The 15,720-nt window shown below is 58.8% G+C and carries 16 protein-coding genes; 8 read left to right on the forward strand and 8 right to left on the reverse strand.

What is annotated here, in order from left to right; genetic code table 11:
- Nucleotides 1-80: 80 nt before the first annotated feature.
- Together J5276_RS20755 and J5276_RS20760 are read left to right on the forward strand one after the other, a co-directional pair.
- Nucleotides 81-1,046, forward strand: coding sequence for a glycosyltransferase family 2 protein (locus J5276_RS20755; RefSeq protein ID WP_174012221.1), 966 nt, complete (start codon nt 81-83; stop codon nt 1,044-1,046).
- A 51-nt stretch (nt 1,047-1,097) separates the two neighbouring features.
- Complete coding sequence (locus tag J5276_RS20760; RefSeq protein WP_004431759.1) at nt 1,098-2,051, forward strand: polysaccharide pyruvyl transferase family protein; 954 nt, start codon at nt 1,098-1,100, stop codon at nt 2,049-2,051.
- 192 nt (nt 2,052-2,243) lie between these two features.
- Here the strand turns inward: J5276_RS20760 and J5276_RS20765 are convergent, their stop codons facing one another.
- Together J5276_RS20765 and J5276_RS20770 are read right to left on the reverse strand one after the other, a co-directional pair.
- The gene (locus J5276_RS20765) at nt 2,244-3,233 is read right to left on the reverse strand and encodes a glycosyltransferase family 2 protein (protein WP_065663237.1); all 990 of its coding nucleotides are present in this window, start codon (nt 3,231-3,233) and stop codon (nt 2,244-2,246) included.
- 110 nt (nt 3,234-3,343) lie between these two features.
- Nucleotides 3,344-3,622, reverse strand: coding sequence for an exopolysaccharide production repressor protein (locus J5276_RS20770; protein ID WP_019566541.1), 279 nt, complete (start codon nt 3,620-3,622; stop codon nt 3,344-3,346).
- 338 nt (nt 3,623-3,960) lie between these two features.
- On the opposite strand from J5276_RS20770, the gene J5276_RS20775 reads away from it, so the two are divergent.
- Nucleotides 3,961-4,227, forward strand: coding sequence for a DUF6074 family protein (locus J5276_RS20775; protein WP_004431768.1), 267 nt, complete (start codon nt 3,961-3,963; stop codon nt 4,225-4,227).
- A gap of 73 nt (nt 4,228-4,300) precedes the next feature.
- On the opposite strand, the gene J5276_RS20780 is transcribed toward J5276_RS20775, so the two are convergent.
- Together J5276_RS20780 and rpsU are read right to left on the reverse strand one after the other, a co-directional pair.
- Nucleotides 4,301-5,197: a tetratricopeptide repeat protein gene (locus J5276_RS20780; protein WP_004431770.1), complete on the reverse strand. Its 897-nt coding sequence runs from the start codon at nt 5,195-5,197 to the stop codon at nt 4,301-4,303.
- Nucleotides 5,198-5,318: 121 nt separating this feature from the next.
- On the reverse strand, nt 5,319-5,546 hold the full coding sequence (rpsU, locus tag J5276_RS20785; RefSeq protein WP_003498359.1) for a 30S ribosomal protein S21: 228 nt from the start codon (nt 5,544-5,546) through the stop codon (nt 5,319-5,321).
- A gap of 315 nt (nt 5,547-5,861) precedes the next feature.
- On the opposite strand from rpsU, the gene J5276_RS20790 reads away from it, so the two are divergent.
- Genes J5276_RS20790 through J5276_RS20810 form a run of 5 tightly spaced genes read left to right on the forward strand, consistent with a single transcriptional unit; the run spans nt 5,862 to nt 11,357 of the window.
- Nucleotides 5,862-7,115: a sarcosine oxidase subunit beta family protein gene (locus tag J5276_RS20790; protein ID WP_004431781.1), complete on the forward strand. Its 1,254-nt coding sequence runs from the start codon at nt 5,862-5,864 to the stop codon at nt 7,113-7,115.
- Nucleotides 7,115-7,525, forward strand: coding sequence for a hypothetical protein (locus J5276_RS20795; RefSeq protein WP_013762065.1), 411 nt, complete (start codon nt 7,115-7,117; stop codon nt 7,523-7,525). Before J5276_RS20790 ends, J5276_RS20795 begins: the two co-directional genes overlap by 1 nt.
- Nucleotides 7,526-7,538: 13 nt before the next feature.
- Entirely contained in the window at nt 7,539-7,853 is a 315-nt protein-coding gene (locus tag J5276_RS20800) for a sarcosine oxidase subunit delta (RefSeq protein ID WP_004431787.1), read from the forward strand.
- A complete protein-coding gene (locus J5276_RS20805) occupies nt 7,850-10,810 on the forward strand; it encodes a sarcosine oxidase subunit alpha (protein ID WP_080849848.1) in 2,961 nt (986 codons plus the stop codon). The genes J5276_RS20800 and J5276_RS20805 overlap by 4 nt, the downstream gene beginning before the upstream one ends.
- Entirely contained in the window at nt 10,803-11,357 is a 555-nt protein-coding gene (locus tag J5276_RS20810) for a sarcosine oxidase subunit gamma (protein ID WP_004431791.1), read from the forward strand. The genes J5276_RS20805 and J5276_RS20810 overlap by 8 nt, the downstream gene beginning before the upstream one ends.
- On the opposite strand, the gene J5276_RS20815 is transcribed toward J5276_RS20810, so the two are convergent.
- The 4 genes from J5276_RS20815 to glgX are packed head-to-tail and all read right to left on the reverse strand — an operon-like array spanning nt 11,354 to nt 15,680.
- The gene (locus J5276_RS20815; RefSeq protein WP_035199923.1) at nt 11,354-12,394 is read right to left on the reverse strand and encodes a DUF2332 domain-containing protein; all 1,041 of its coding nucleotides are present in this window, start codon (nt 12,392-12,394) and stop codon (nt 11,354-11,356) included. The genes J5276_RS20810 and J5276_RS20815 overlap by 4 nt on opposite strands.
- 28 nt (nt 12,395-12,422) lie before the next feature.
- Nucleotides 12,423-13,151 (reverse strand): transporter substrate-binding domain-containing protein, encoded by a 729-nt coding sequence (locus tag J5276_RS20820; protein ID WP_309509976.1) that lies wholly within the window; start codon nt 13,149-13,151, stop codon nt 12,423-12,425.
- A gap of 30 nt (nt 13,152-13,181) precedes the next feature.
- On the reverse strand, nt 13,182-13,670 hold the full coding sequence (locus J5276_RS20825) for a MaoC family dehydratase (RefSeq protein ID WP_004431798.1): 489 nt from the start codon (nt 13,668-13,670) through the stop codon (nt 13,182-13,184).
- 54 nt (nt 13,671-13,724) lie between these two features.
- Nucleotides 13,725-15,680: a glycogen debranching protein GlgX gene (gene glgX / locus J5276_RS20830; RefSeq protein ID WP_174012223.1), complete on the reverse strand. Its 1,956-nt coding sequence runs from the start codon at nt 15,678-15,680 to the stop codon at nt 13,725-13,727.
- Between the last annotated feature and the right edge of the window lie 40 nt (nt 15,681-15,720).

Genomic DNA, 15,720 nt, shown 5'->3' on the forward strand with positions numbered 1-15,720 from the left:
CGGTGGGGAGTTGCCGATACCATCGGGGCCGCTTTTAGGATCGGGCCCGACACTTCTTGATCAACGCAAGGGGCGAAACAATGGCAAGATTTACTGTCGTCATTCCCTATTACCAAAAGCAGCACGGAATTCTTGGACGTGCGCTCGCATCGGTTTTTGCGCAGAGTTACCAGGATTTCGATCTTGTCATCGTCGATGACGAATCGCCATATCCGATAGACAATGAGCTTGCAGAACTTTCGCAAGCGCAGAAAGAGCGGATTCTCGTCATTAAGCAGGCCAATGGCGGGCCGGGTGGTGCGCGCAATACCGGTCTCGACCACGTTCCTGCTGGCAGCGATTACGTCGCATTTCTTGACTCGGACGACATCTGGACGCCCGATCATCTCCAGAATGCGGCCTTCGCGCTGAAGACATTTGGCGGCGAGTGCTATTGGGCATCCATGCAGGCAAGTGACGAATTTTATTATCATTTCGCCATTTCCGAGCTGGAAAAGAACGAGGGCGCCGCAAGGCTTTCCGAGCGGCCTCTGGTGATCGAGCTGCCGGATCTGGCGAGCGTGATGCTGCGCAACTGGAGCTTCCTGCATCTCTCCTGCATGGTGATCGGCCGCCCGCTTTTTGAAAAGATACGCTTCGATCCGGCGCTCCGGCTTGCGGCGGAAGATGTGCTGTTTTTCTGCGATTCCATCCTCGCATCCAAGCGCACGCTTCTGTGTGACGATGCCGGTGCCATGCGCGGAATGGGCGTCAATATCTTCCACAGCATCGACAATACCTCGCCGGAATTCCTGCGCCAGCAGTTCAATACCTGGGTTGCGCTCGATACGCTGGAGGGGCGATTTTCGCGGCGGCCGGACGATGTGGCCTCGATCGTTTCCTATAAAAATACGGCGCGCAAACAGGCGCTCTGGAGCCAGGCAGGCAATCTGAAACGGCGCAAGGTGCCCGAATTCGGACTGCTGCTGAAGTGGGCGATGCGCGATCCGGCACTCCTGCGAGCGGCTTTTGAGCTCGGCGCAGGCAAAATAGTGCGGACAAGATGATCGAATTCTTGCCTGCAAGAATTTATATGTTTTTCACCCAGGAGTGACTTCATGAAACCTTACCACTGGGAATCGCATCACGGAAATTTTGGCGACGATCTCAATCTGTGGCTGTGGGACTTTCTGCTGCCCGGGCTGCGGGACGTGCATGACGACGTGATGCTCGTCGGTGTCGGCACGGTTCTCAATGATACATTGTTGCCCGCAAAGCAGCGCAAGCTTGTGATCGGCAGCGGTTATGGCTACGGCGCGGTGCCGGATACAAGCACCGGATTTTGGGACATTCGCTGCGTGCGCGGCGAAAAAACCGCAGCCAAATTGGGACTTTCTCCCGAAAAGGGCATTGTCGATCCCGCCGTGATGGTGACCGAGATGCCGGAGTTCAAAGGCCTGCAGAAACTCTACAAGAAAACCTTCGTTCCCCATTGGGAATCGGCGGAATTCGGGATGTGGGAAACGGTTTGCGAACCGGCGGGACTGACCTATCTCGACCCGCGCGGCGAGGCGATGTCGGTCATCCGCGCCATCGCCCAATCTGAATTTATCGTGGCCGAATCCATGCATGGCGCCATTCTTGCCGATGCGTTCCGCGTGCCATGGGTGGCGGTGAGCACATCTCCCTCGATCAACAGTTTCAAGTGGAGCGATTGGGCAGGCACGGTCGGTGTGGAGTATCAGCCGCGTTACGTGCCAGTCTCCACCCGCGCCGAGGCGGCAAAAAAGGGGTCGCGTTTCTGGGGTATGAGCTTCCCGCCGCCGCCAGCCCCCGTCATTGCCGAGGCTGGATCCGGTCCGGCGCATGAGGGCGATGTGCTGGTGCGGCCGCAGGCAAGCCAATCCCTGTCGCTGCGCAAACTGGCCAAGCAAGTGCTGGCAGCACCTTCCACGCTGGCGCTCTGGCAGGCAAGCCGTGCCGAACCCCGTCTCAGCCCGGATGGCAGGCTGGAGGAACGCAAGGAGCGTTTTTCCGCTGTTCTGGAAACGGTCAAACGCGATTATCTCTGAAGGCGGGTTGCCTCAGCAATTCCGCACACAGTCACCCCGGACTAGATCCGGGGTCCAGCGCGCTCAAGTCCTTGATCGCAAAAGACTCTCTTCATGGCGCAGACGCGCCATGACTGGATGCCGGATCTAGTCCGGCATGACGAATGAGAGAATATCGAACTTGCCATCATTCTCGCCGCTGGAGGTTTTCCCTCAGGAAACCGGCGTGCCGTCCAGCAGATAACGAATATCCCGAACCGGCGCCGGTTTGCGAAAACGGGCGGTCTTGTCGGTCCAGATGCCGCGCGTGATGGCCGGCAGGGCAGGCAGACGCGCAAGAGCGTGGCTCAAAGCGCCGCCCATCCCTTTCTGCTTTTTCGCATCGAGAAAATGGCGAAGCTCGAATTTCGCGCGGATGTGTTTTTCGTGCTCGAGCAGGATCGCCGTCTCGCTGGCCGACAGCTTGCAGCTGGTGAGAATGTCCTTGTCCGCTTCATATAAACGGCGAAGATCTTCCGTGCTGTGACGGCCGCTCAACGAATTGCCGCGGACAATCGCCCCGTAACCGCAATGACGGATGACCTTGTAACGGGCACCGGCGGCAAGCGCGCGGGTATAAAGTTCGTAGTCTTCGCCGAGACGCAGACGCTCGTCGTACCGCAACGCATGTTTGTCCAGAAAGGCGCGGCGGATCACCGGTTTCAGAAAGCCGGTTTCCCCGCGTTCCACGCCGGGTCTGGAAATATTGCCTTCCACGAACTCCGTCAGCGACAGAAACCGGGCCTGTGGTTCGAAGCGGGCCGGCTGCATGGACGACGCGCCCGGAACCGATTGCTGGATGAAGGCGATATTGTCGGCCACCAGATCCCAGTCGTCATTTTCCAGCATGGCGGCAAAACGGCCTTTGAAAAAAAAGTCGTCCGCGTCGAGAATGCTGATGAGCGGTGCGGATGAAATCGAGATCGCATGGTTGCGGGCGGCCGAAGGGCCACGATTGACGTCGAATCGCACGACCCGCAAACGGCCGGTACCGTCATCCGCCGCATGTGCGACATCGCTGGTCGTATCGGTGGAGCCATCGTCGATCACCATGACTTCGGCGACCTCCGGCTCCACAAGGGCGGAGCGGATGGCGATATCTATCGTATCGGATGCATTTTTCGCAGCGATGATGACGCAAATGGGCTGTGAACCGCTCACCATGTGTTGTCCTTCTGCTGTGACGAACCGTCAGGATTTGGTCAGCAGAAAGTGTCAGGGGTGTGGATGCAAGTGATTTTTTTGCGGCGCAATAAAAGAATGTGCGCGAGAGGTCACATATCGGTCAGTTTCGCGCCATGTGGCGGGGCGCTGCTTACCGTGTCCGGCGTCATGATCTCGGCGCTGCGATCAAGCGCGAAGGTTTCGCGCATCCGGCGTTTCTCCCGGGCGACCAGAACCAGAAGTGCAATAAAATAACCGGTTTGCAGAATGACGGCGCAGATGAGGGTCTGGATGAACGCCGTATAGAACGACCCGTGGATGAAATATGTAGCGACCGCAAAGGCAAGCAATGCACCAATCATGCTGAAAAATACACGAGGTGCATACATGGTGCTCTCCTCCCGAGAACGATTTCTCCGTTTTTGGCTGCGCTGCGGCATTTTTTTTCTTTGCAAGAATATACGATGAGACCGGTGTTGTTTCAACACACATATACTTCTTCTATCTCCTACGGCATGAAATTTCGGTAATCTTGATTGGTAAATTCCTTGGTAATCGGCGATTTGCCCGAATCGGTGTCCTCCGGCAGCGCAGATTCTTGCGTCTGACAGGCTGCAGAACCCGTCCCTGCAAGGCGTTAGCGGCCTTCTCTCCTGCGTAGCAGACTTCGTTAACCATCCAGCCTTTAAAAAGTCGGTATTGATTCCTCGAAGAGCAAGGTGCCCGCGTGACGACGAATTCGGAAGTAATCGCCTTTCCGGCAAAGAACCGTATTGCCAACGTAAAACGGTGCGCAACCATGCTCGACCGGCTGCATGGTGTGGAGGCGAATGATTTCTGGCGCAGGGAGTGCCGTGAACTGGCCGCCTATCTGACGGGCCTCGGCTATGAGGACGCCGCCATGCGGCGCGAGGTCATGGAGTTTCAAAATGCGGTGCAGGCGGAGTTGTGGGCGGGGGATGCCACGCCCGAGGCGCGCCGCGACAGCCATTGAGGCTTTAAAAGTTTCCCATAAAAAAGCCGGCAGGTGTCGCACCGCCGGCTTTTCTGTTCGTATCTGTTTTTGATCAGGATGCGCCGGCACCGCGCGTGCGGGCAATGCCGTCGAGCGCGGGCTTATATTTCGGATCAAGCCGTGCCGCATGTGAATAGGACTTTGCGGCTTTCGCCATCTCGCCGCGGCGCTCATAGACCAGTGCCTGGTTGGCCCATGATTCTGCGACGTTGCCATCAAGCGAAATGGCGTGGTTGAAATCGGCGAAAGCGTTTTCGTCGTCGTTCAGCGCGACATAGGAAAGGCCACGGCCGTTATAGGGTTCCGGCGAGGTTGAGGACAGCGAGATGGCCTTGGAGAAGTCCTCGATGGCCTGGGCATGCTGGTTGCGCAGCTGGTAGATCAGGCCACGATTGTGCCACGCGCGGCCATCGGTGGTTTCGAGTTCGATGGCGCGGGAGAAGTCGTTGAAAGCTTCGTTGACGCGGCCGGACTGGCGGTAAAGATTGCCACGGCCGATCAGGGCTACGTCATAGCTCGCATTGATCTGTAAAGCGGCGTTGTAATCCTGCAAGGCCTGCTGCTGCTGGCCGGAATTGCGATACACGAGCGCGCGGTTGGCATAGGCCTGATAAAAGCGCGGGTTCAGTTGCAGCGCCTTGTTGAAATCCTCGATAGCGCGGCGCGAATCGCCGGCGCGGCCGTAAGCGGAGCCACGGACGTTATAGCCTTCCGGATCCTGAGGATTGGCGTTGATGACCGAGGTGAGCGAGGCAATGTTTTCCTGCGAGCCCTGGGCACGGTCGATCCTGAAGACATCGTCAGTCTGGTTGGACGTAGCGCAGCCGGAAAGACCGGCAAGGACGGTACAGACGACAAGGGAAACACGGAATCTCTTGTTGTTTTTCAGGAGCACCCGGCGCGTGGAGGCATCGGAGTTTTTCACAACACAGGCATCAACAGCGGTCATTCGGTGGGGGTTCCCTCGCAGGCCGGTCTCAAGATCATTCTCCGGCCACAAACACAAAGAGCGGCGGCGAATTGATCGCCCCCGCCCAACAAGCATTCAAAAACGTCCAAAAGACGGCCTATTAACGGCCTGCGCGCGGAGCTGCAACCAGACCTTCGCGCTGTGCGCGCTTGCGTGCCAGCTTGCGAACGCGACGAACAGCTTCAGCCTTTTCGCGGGCGCGCTTCTGGGAAGGCTTTTCGTAATAATCGCGCATTTTCATTTCACGGAAAATGCCTTCGCGCTGCATCTTTTTCTTGAGAGCGCGAAGCGCCTGATCAACGTTATTGTCGCGGACTAGTACCTGCACGTGAAACCCGTTCCTTTTGTTTGGTTGTCTTGCTGTGAGAATAAAGGCATTCGCACGCAAATAAAATCGTTCGTTCGGCCGTCGAGCCTAGCGATTGGTGACGTGCAATATCAGAACATTTGCAGCAAGTCCATACGGTACCGCATATTCAACAGCCAAAATCCAGCTATCCCGGCATTCTGCCTGCAATGTCGAAACAAAAGCATTGCGGCGTCGCAAAATGGATATTGCCTCCGATGCCGATTTGCCATGTGTATAATATGTGCCGGAGCTATGCTTTCGGCTTCTGGCCGGTTCTTGAGGAGCAGACTGCGAATGCGCAAATATTCCGTTTTTGCCGTGGCGCGCGAGGCGTTGCGGGGTCATAAGGGGTGGGATGCGCAATGGGCGTCGCCCGAGCCGCGCAAGGAATATGACGTCATCATCATCGGTGGCGGCGGCCACGGTCTTGGGGCCGCCTATTATCTTGCCAAGGAACACGGCATTACCAATATAGCGGTGCTGGAAAAGGGCTGGCTAGGCGGTGGCAATACCGGCCGCAACACCACCATCATCCGCTCCAATTATCTCTATGAAGAGAGCATGGATATCTACGAGCATTCCCTGAAATTATGGGAAGGCCTGAGCCAGGATCTCAATTACAACGTCATGTATTCGGCGCGCGGCGTTATGATGCTGTCGCACAATATTCACGACCAGCAGTCCTTCAAGCGCCATATCAATGCCAACCGTCTCTATGGAATAGACAATGAATGGCTGACGCCGGAACAGGCCAAGGCCTATTGCCCGCCGCTCGAGATTTCCGGCAATGCGCGTTATCCGATCAACGGTGCTGCCCTCCAGCGGCGCGGCGGCACGGCGCGTCACGATGCGGTGGCCTGGGGATATGCGCGTGCGGCTTCCGATCGCGGCGTGCACATCATCCAGAATTGCGAAGTCACGGCCATCAGGCGCGGACCTGATGGCGCGGTCACGGGCGTCGAGACCAATCGCGGTTTCATTGGCGCAAAGAAAATCGGCGTTTCCGCCGCCGGCCACTCCTCCGTTCTGATGAAAATGGCGGATGTGCGTGTGCCTCTGCATTCCAACCCGTTGCAGGCGCTGGTATCAGAGCCGCTGAAGCCGATCTTCCCCTGTGTCGTCATGTCCAATACGGTACATGCCTATATCTCCCAGTCGGACAAGGGCGAGCTGGTCATCGGTGCTGGCACCGACCAGTATAATTCCTACTCCCAGACTGGCGGCCTGCAGATCATCACGCATACGCTTGACGCCATCTGCGAGCTGTTCCCGATTTTCCGCCGCGTCAAGATGATGCGCCAATGGGGCGGCATTACCGACAATACACCCGATCGCTCCGCCATTCAGAGTGTGACGCCGGTGCCAAATCTCTTTGTCAATTGCGGTTGGGGCACGGGCGGTTTCAAGGCGACACCGGGCTCGGCCAATCTGTTTGCGCATCTCATCGCGCGCGGCGAACCGCACCGTCTGGCGGCGGGGCTGACGCTCGATCGTTTCCGCACCGGACGCCTCATCGACGAGGCCGCTGCCGCCGCCGTGGCGCACTGATGCTGGCGGCGGTTATGCTTTCGGCAAACATGGGTGTTGCGGCGGCGGTCGTGCCGGCGGGCAATCTCATCCCCGAGATGGGGGATTTTCGTAGCCAGAAAATCCAGAGAATGCAGGGTGAACGCGACTGGCCTTTCGTGGCGGAAAAAGGCCTTTTGCTCTGCGCCCCGAGTCTCGCGGACAAGCTGGTCTATTTCGTCGGCGAGAAGGAAAATGGTGCGCAGGACCAGCCCTTCGCGATCGACACCGACATGATGGCGGTTGCCATCATCAATATGGGTCGGGCCTCGGCGCTGAAACCATTCGATAATTTCGAGCAGCTCTTGAAGCGGCTTTCCCCCTTCGTTGCGATGGGAAAGCGGCTGTGTGACCAACCCGCCGGAAGCATGCTTCCGGAAAGTTCTCTTTGAAGGTGGAGCCACGATGCTTCTGATCCATTGCCCTTATTGCCGGGAAGACCGTTCCGAACTCGAATTTCGCTGGGCGGGCGAAGCCCATATCGCCCGGCCGGAAAACATTGCCGATATTTCGGACGAGGCCTTTGCCGAATATTTCTTCATTCGCGACAATGACAAAGGTCTCGTTTTCGAGCGCTGGCGCCACATTCACGGTTGCGGCCGCTTTTTCAACGCCGCCCGCGATTCCGTCAGCGATAAATTCCTGATGACCTACAAGGCAGGCGAGCCGAAACCGGATGCCGACGCGGTTCTTTCCGCCCAAAAGGGAGCTGCGCAATGAGCGGCGATTATCGTATCAAGGGCGCCGGTCGCCTGACACCTGCCAGAACGGCACGCTTCACCTTCGACGGCAAGATCTATCAGGCGCTGGAAGGCGACACGGTTGCATCCGCACTTCTGGCGAATGGCGTGCATCTGATTGGCCGTTCGTTCAAATATCACCGCCCGCGCGGTTTCCTTTCCGCCGGTCCGGAGGAGCCGAATGCGCTGATCGACGTATCGCGTGACAGCCTGCGCAAACAGCCGAATGTGCGCGCCACGGTGCAGGATGTCTTCGATGGCGCCATCATCGCCTCGCAGAACCGCTTTCCGTCGCTGTCCTTCGATATCAGTGCGATCAACGATTTCCTGTCGCCGATGTTTGCGGCTGGTTTCTACTATAAGACCTTCATGTGGCCGAAGGCGGCGTGGCACAAGATTTATGAACCGATCATTCGCCGGGCAGCCGGTCTCGGCAAGGCGCCGACCGAGCCGGATGCGGATCATTATTCCGGCCGCTATGCCCATTGCGACGTGCTGGTGGCCGGTGGCGGTGTGGCCGGGCTGACAGCGGCGCTCGCCGCTGCAAAAACCGGCGCCAGCGTCATTCTGGTTGATGAGAATGCCGAAGTTGGCGGCGCGCTGCGTTTTGATACCGGTGCGGTCATCGACGGCCTGTCCGGATATGACTGGGCGCAAAAAGTTTTCACTGAACTGAAATCGCTGCCCAATGTGCGTGTTCTGACCCGCACGACAGCGTTCGGTTATTACAACCACAATTTCGTGGCGCTGGCCGAGCGTGTGACCGATCACCTCGCCACGCCGGCCAAACACCAGCCACGTGAAAGACTGTGGCAGGTCCGCGCCAAGAAGGTCGTTCTGGCGGCAGGCGCGATCGAGCGGCACATGGTCTTTGCCAATAATGATCGTCCCGGCATCATGCTGGCTTCTGCTGCGCGCATCTATCTCAACCATTACGGCGTGACCGTCGGCAATAATGTCGGTGTCTACACAGCCCATGATTCTGCCTATGAGACGGCATTCGATCTCAAGAAAGCGGGTGTGAAGATCGCCGCTATCGTGGATTGCCGCGAGAACCCCGATCGGCGGCTGCTGGACGAGGCGCGGGCGCTGGGCATCGAGGTACTGGCGGGTCACAGTGTTTACGATACGTCAGGGCGGCTGCGCGTTTCTTCCATGAGCGTTGGCCGCAATGGCGGCTCTAACAAGCGCAAGATCGCCATCGACGCGCTCGTCGTTTCGGCGGGCTGGACGCCTTCGGTGCATCTCTTCTCGCAATCGCGCGGCAAGCTGAAGTTTGACGCGGCAAACCAGCGGTTCCTGCCTGACATCCATGTGCAGAATTGTGTGTCAGTCGGCGCCTGCAACGGCACGGACGATCTCGCCGCATTGATCGCCGAGGCTGCTGCCGCAGGTGGCGGTGCAGCGGAATTCTCCGGTGAGAATGCGCGCGCCTGGACCGGCGGCATGATCGGCGCTGCGGAAGGGGCAGGCGAAGGCACCGGCGTCAAGGCCTTCATCGATTTCCAGCACGATGTCTGCGCCAAGGATATTCGCCTGGCCGTGCGTGAAGGCATGCATTCGGTCGAGCATATCAAGCGCTTCACCACCAATGGCATGGCGTCCGATCAGGGCAAGATGTCCAACATGCATGGCCTTGCCATTGCCTCGGAAGCGCTTGGGCGGGATCTGCCGAAGGTCGGTCTCACCACTTTCCGCCAACCCTATACGCCGGTCACCTTCGGCACGCTCATCAACCATTCGCGCGGTGCGCTGTTCGACCCGACCCGAAAGACGCCGATGCATGACGAAGAGGCTGCGGCAGGCGCCCTTTTCGAGGATGTCGGCAACTGGAAGCGCGCATGGTTCTTCCCGCGCGGCGGTGAGGATATGCACGAGGCGCTCAACCGCGAATGCAAGACGGTGCGGACAAGCGTCGGCGTGTTCGATGCCTCCACGCTCGGCAAGATCGAGGTGGTCGGCCCCGATGCGGCTAAGTTCCTGAACCTCATCTACACAAATGCCTGGGACACACTGAAACCCGGCCGTTGCCGCTATGGCATCATGACGCGCGAGGACGGTTTCGTTTACGATGACGGTGTTGTCGGTCGTCTTTCCGAGGACCGTTTCCATGTGACGACGACGACGGGCGGCGCACCGCGCGTTCTCCAGCACATGGAGGATTATCTCCAGACCGAATTCCCCGAGCTGAATGTCTGGCTGACATCGGCGACCGAACAATGGGCGGTGATTGCGGTGCAGGGACCGAAAGCGCGCGAGGTGATCGCGCCTTTCGTCGAGGGTATCGATATTTCGCCCGAAGCCTTCCCGCATATGGCGGTCGCGGAAGGCACCTTCTGCGGTGTGCCCACGCGTCTCTTCCGTGTATCATTCACGGGTGAGCTTGGTTTCGAAATCAACGTTCCGGCCGATTACGGCGCTGCCGTCTGGACCGCGATCCGTGAACGGGCCGAAGCGGTGGGCGGATGCCTTTATGGCACCGAGACCATGCACATCCTGCGTGCCGAAAAGGGTTACATCATCGTCGGACAGGATACCGACGGCACCGTGACGCCTGACGATGCCGGGCTTGCCTGGGCCGTTTCCAAGAAGAAGACGGATTTCGTCGGTATTCGCGGTCTGAAACGCCCGGATCTCATGCGCTCCGGTCGAAAGCAGCTTGTGGGCCTCAAGACGAAGGACCGGCTGACTGTTCCCGAAGAGGGTGGCCAGATCGTTGCTGATCCAAACCAGCCGAAACCCATGACCATGCTCGGCCATGTCACTTCCGCCTACTGGTCGGAAAATCTCGGCCACTCCATCGCCTTTGCGCTGGTGGCGGATGGCAGGGCGCGCATAGGCGAAACGCTCTACATCCCGCTTGCCGATAAAACAATTGCCGTCGAAGTGACCGACATGGTCTTCCTCGACAAGGAAGGAGCCCGTCTCAATGGCTGACACACTTCACGCAAAACGCAAATCCGTACTCGAGGATTTCCACGGTGGTTCGCCCTTCGTCTCGCTGAAGCCCGCCGCCTCGGCGTCGCGGCTGTCGCTGCGCGCAAGGGAAAGCGCACTGCCGGCCCTCTCGGATGCACTCGGCCTGTTATTGCCCAACAGCCCGAAAAGCTCTGTCACATCGGGTTTGCGCTCCGCTCTCTGGCTTGGTCCGGACGAATGGCTGGTGATCGATCAGGGCGAAAGCGACCTGATGGCGGCGCTCGCCACCGTTCCCGGCCTGTTTTCGGCGACCGACGTTTCCCACCGCAACACGGCTGTCATCGTTTCCGGCCCCGGCGCGGAGGTAGCCCTGAACGCCGGTTGCCCGCAGGATCTGTCTATCGCACAGTTCCCGATCGGCGCCTGCTCGCGAACGGTTTTCGGCAAGGCGGAAGTGGTGCTGCTGCGCGTGGCTGACGATACGTTCCGGGTAGAGTGCTGGCGCTCCTTCGCCGAATATGTCGGCGGCCTGTTGCAGGAAGCGGCGCAGGATGTGGCGGTCTAGCTTTTCCACCCCTGCCATTCCACCCATCGCCCATGGAAATCGGCGCGGCCGATTTCCTGTTTCTTACCGGTCGGCCAGATTTGCAGGGTGATTGCGGCGCTTCCCGGCGTCGTATCTGCCTCCATTTGCAGGCGGGCAAGCGGAGCCTCAGGGGTGGCACGGCTTCCAGCCTCGGCGATCAGCGTTTCGCCGGCCTCTTTCAGCGCATCGGGAAGATATTGCCAGGCGACAGAATGGTAGACCACATGGGCAGCGCCCGAATGTTGCGCGGCAAGGCGGCGTTGCAGCCAGTCAATTGCGTCAGCCTTTTCAACGTGCAAGCCGTTCTCCACCGCAATACGCAGGGCGGCCGCCGTGCGCTCCAGCCTGTCGGTCTGATCGGCCCAGACATATGACATCAGCCGCAACCGGTCCTCGGCAGACGACGGATCGAGTGGGTTAAGATCGCAGCCGGCGCGCTCGATGACCTCTATCCGCTTGTCGGGCGGGGTGTCTCCGCGCCATTCCGGCGACATGGACACTTCGGATTGCCTGCCCCAGGCAAGATCGCCAAGACGATACTGGTAGCGGTCAAATTGCAGGTTCAGACCGGCGCTGGCGCCGACCTCTGAAAGGACCATCGGCTTGCCAAAAAGCTCCGCAATGGAAAGAAAACCCGGCAGCAGCACAGCGGAACGGCGGACTTCGTTGGTCTGCGGCGGCGATTTCAGTCTTTCGAGGATGAAGCCCGAATGGAAGCGCAAGGCACTTGCGCAAGCCTGCCAGAGCGCATTCTCGTCTTCGGGTGCTATATCGACAAGAGGAGTGATCTTGTCCTCGATGACAAGCGCATGCAGGGCACCGGCAAGCCGCAGTGGGACGGAATCGCCGGACGGGCCGACATCGCCAGGCCAGGACAAAATCATCTCGCCAACGTCCGTCTGGCGATCCAGCCGCGCCGCCACCGCGCGGCAAAGCCGTGCGGTAAAGGGCGAACCGAGGCTGTCGCAGGCTCTTGCCTGTGCGAGAAACGCGTCTCTTACGGCTTCATCATGCATTGGGCCGTCTCCTTTGCGCAGTCTGGCGTTACTTTGCCAGACTGGCCTCGCGGTTGACGAGGGCTTGATCATCAAAACCAAAATTGCGCATCAGCACACGGTGCTCGTCTGATCCGATATAACAAAGGAGCGCCGCATCGACCGCGCTCTGGAGTTCCCGGTCGGATTGGCGGAAAGCAAATGCGCCTGAGGCTGCTGGTCTCTCTTTCGGTAAAACGGAGACAACTTCCAAATCGAGCTCTGGATTTTGCTGCATAAAACCGAGATGGGCCATGGCCACGCTGGCATAGGCGTCGGCACGCCCATCCAATACGGCCTGAGCGGCCTCGTCGTAGGTCTCGCAAATGAGAATGCGGTCATCGGGCACGCCCGCTTCCATAATTGCGCGATGTTGGATCTGATCACGGATCGCGACCAGCGTACATTCCGGATTTTTTGCTGCCGATGCGTATCCGTCCAGATCTCTGAGGTTGCCCTTCCTCACCAACAGTCCATCAGGCAACGCCCAGATGGGATGGCTGAACGTCACGATCTTTCTGCGTTCAGCGGTATCGAAGAGGCCAGTAGTCATATCCCAAAGGTTTTCGTTCAGCCCAGGCAACAATTGCGAGAATTCGGCTTCGATGAATTCAATGTCATGAATACCGATCATGGCTAGAATGACTCGCGCCAACTCCACATCGCACCCGGTCACATCGCCGCATTCGTTCCTGTAGTTGAACGGAGGTTCTATCAAATATGCGAATCTCACAGACACTCCGATCTCAAATTGGGATTTACTTCGCCATCAGGCGTCTTGCGGCCTGTCCTCGGGGTTGAACTGGGTGATGGTTGTCCAGCGGGCAGTGAGCGCCGGTTTTTTCTCGTTTTCTATCTCCACCGTAACATCATAGGTCGTCACCAGCATGGCGGCGCCGCGAAACCGCGCCTCAGCCAAAGTGAAACGGCCACGCACCCGTGCTCCGCTTTTGACCGGCGTGACGAAGCGGACGGCGTCAAAGCCGTAGTTGATGCCCATGGTCGTTTCGCGAATGCGGGGCAGGGCATCGTAATTCAGAGCCGAAAGCAGCGAGAGCGTCAGGAACCCATGCGCGATGGTGCCGCCAAAGGGGCTTTCCGCCTTGGCGCGTTCCGGGTCGGTGTGGATGAACTGTTCGTCCAGCGTCGCTTTTGCGAAGGCGTCGATCATTGTCTGGTCGACGGTGATCCAGTCGGAAACGCCCAGCTCCGTGCCGACGAAATTTTTCATTTCCGCCAGCGCTATTTCCTTTGCCATGTTACCTCTTCTCGATTGCCTTTCGGAACTTATAAAGGTGCCGGGGCCAAGCGATCAACCGCGCAGATAAAACACCACCGAGCGGGCAGGCAGGAAGGCCGGATTGCCGAAATCCGTGCCCATCGCTTGCCAGTCGTCGCCCGGCAGGGTGAAGGGCACGATCTCATGGCTGCGGTTGATGAGCACGGCAAGCTCCGCGTCGTTTTCGGTCTCGTGGTCCGGCGTGGCAAGCACCATGGCGAAAGCCGGCATGTCCGGCCTTTCCCATTCCGCGACCGTCATCGGTTCTCCGCCGGGGGCAAGCCATGCCACATCGCCGTTGCCGGAGAAAAACTCGGTTTGCGAAAACACGCCGAAGCGTTTGCGAAGTGCGGCAAGAAATGCCGTGTGGTCAGTCAGCTCCTGGGAGAGCGACGACCAGTCGACCCACGTTATCTCGTTGTCCTGGCAATAGGCATTGTTATTGCCATACTGGCTGCGGCCACCCTCATCGCCGGCGGTCAGCATCAACGTGCCGCGACTGACAAAGAGCGTGGAAAGCAGCGCTTTCACATCCGCGTGGCGGGCGGCCACGACGGCAGGATCGTCCGTCAATCCCTCCAAACCATTGTTCCAGGAATGATTTTCATTATGCCCGTCGCGATTGTTCTCGCCGTTTTTCTCATTGTGCTTGTGTTCGTGGCTGACGAGATCGAACAGGGTGAAACCGTCATGGGCGGCAAGGAAATTGACGCTGCGGCTTTTCGAACGTCCATGGCGGGAAAAGATCGGCGAAGAGCCGGAAAGCGCATTGGCCAGCGCCCCGGTCGTTCCCGCATCGCCGCGCCAGAACCGGCGCATGTCGTCGCGGGCGCGGTCGTTCCATTCCAGAAAGCTCTCCGGAAAATTGCCGAGCTGATAGCCGCCGGGGCCGATATCCCATGGTTCGGCGATCAGCACGCGGTCGTATAGTACCGGGTCAGAGTGCATGGCGGCAAGCGTTTCGCTGGCCATGTCGAAGCCACTAGCCGTTCGTCCCAATATGGGCGCGAGATCGAAACGGAAGCCATCGATACCGGCATTGAGAACGAAATGCCTCAGGGAATCGATAATGAGCTGGCGCACATAGGGATGATCGCAGGCCACCGTGTTGCCGGTGCCGGTGTCATTGACCAGCACGCCCGGCTTTCCTTCCGGGTGACGGAAAGCGGTGAGATTGTCCAGTCCGCGCAAAGACAGGATGGAGCCTTCGCTGTCGCTTTCACCCGTATGGTTGAAGACCAGATCGAGAATGACGCCAATGCCTTGCGCGTGCAGGGCTGCAACCGTGTCGCGCAGCTCCCGCACTCCGCCGGGGCAGAGGCGCGGATCGAGCGCCATGAAGCCGACGGGATTGTATCCCCATGCATTCGAAAGGCCAAGCGGCGGCAGGTGGCGCTCGTCGATCCAGGCGGTGATCGGCATCAGCTCCACCGCATCGACACCGATTTTTTTCAAATGCGCGATAATGGCAGGATGAGCCAGCGCTGCCACCGTGCCTCTCAGCTCTTCCGGCACGGCAGGATGCAATTTGGTGAAGGATTTAACCGCGAGTTCGTAAATCAGCCCGCCTTCGGCAAAGCGTGGCGGCTGGCGCCTGACCTGCTCATATTGCGACAGGATCGCCTTTGGCATGATCGCGCCCGTGTCTTCGCCATAGGCCAAAAGCGTGGCATCATGCCGGAATGGCCGGTCTATCTCCGTGGCATAGGGGTCGAGCAGCAGTTTTGCGGGGTCGAACCACAAGCCATGTTCGGGGGCATAAATGCCGTCGGCGCGGTAGCCATATCGCGCACCGGGGCCGGTCTCGGCAACTGTCAGCCGGTGAATGTCATTCTCATCGCGCCTCATTGGCAAACGCGCCGTCTCTTTTTCGCCCGTCGCATCAAAAAGGCAAAGGTCGATTTGTGAGGCGTGCCGGGAATAGACCGCAAATTCCGTTCCGTTTTCCGTCTGGGTTACGCCTTTGGGGAAAACGGCTGGTTTCTGCATGGTCTCTCTCTCCGGAAGATGATGATATCGAGTCTGGCGG

Origin of the sequence: Agrobacterium sp. S7/73 (assembly GCF_019355535.1) — a bacterium.
In the GTDB taxonomy this organism is placed as follows: Bacteria; Pseudomonadota; Alphaproteobacteria; order Rhizobiales; family Rhizobiaceae; genus Agrobacterium; species Agrobacterium tumefaciens.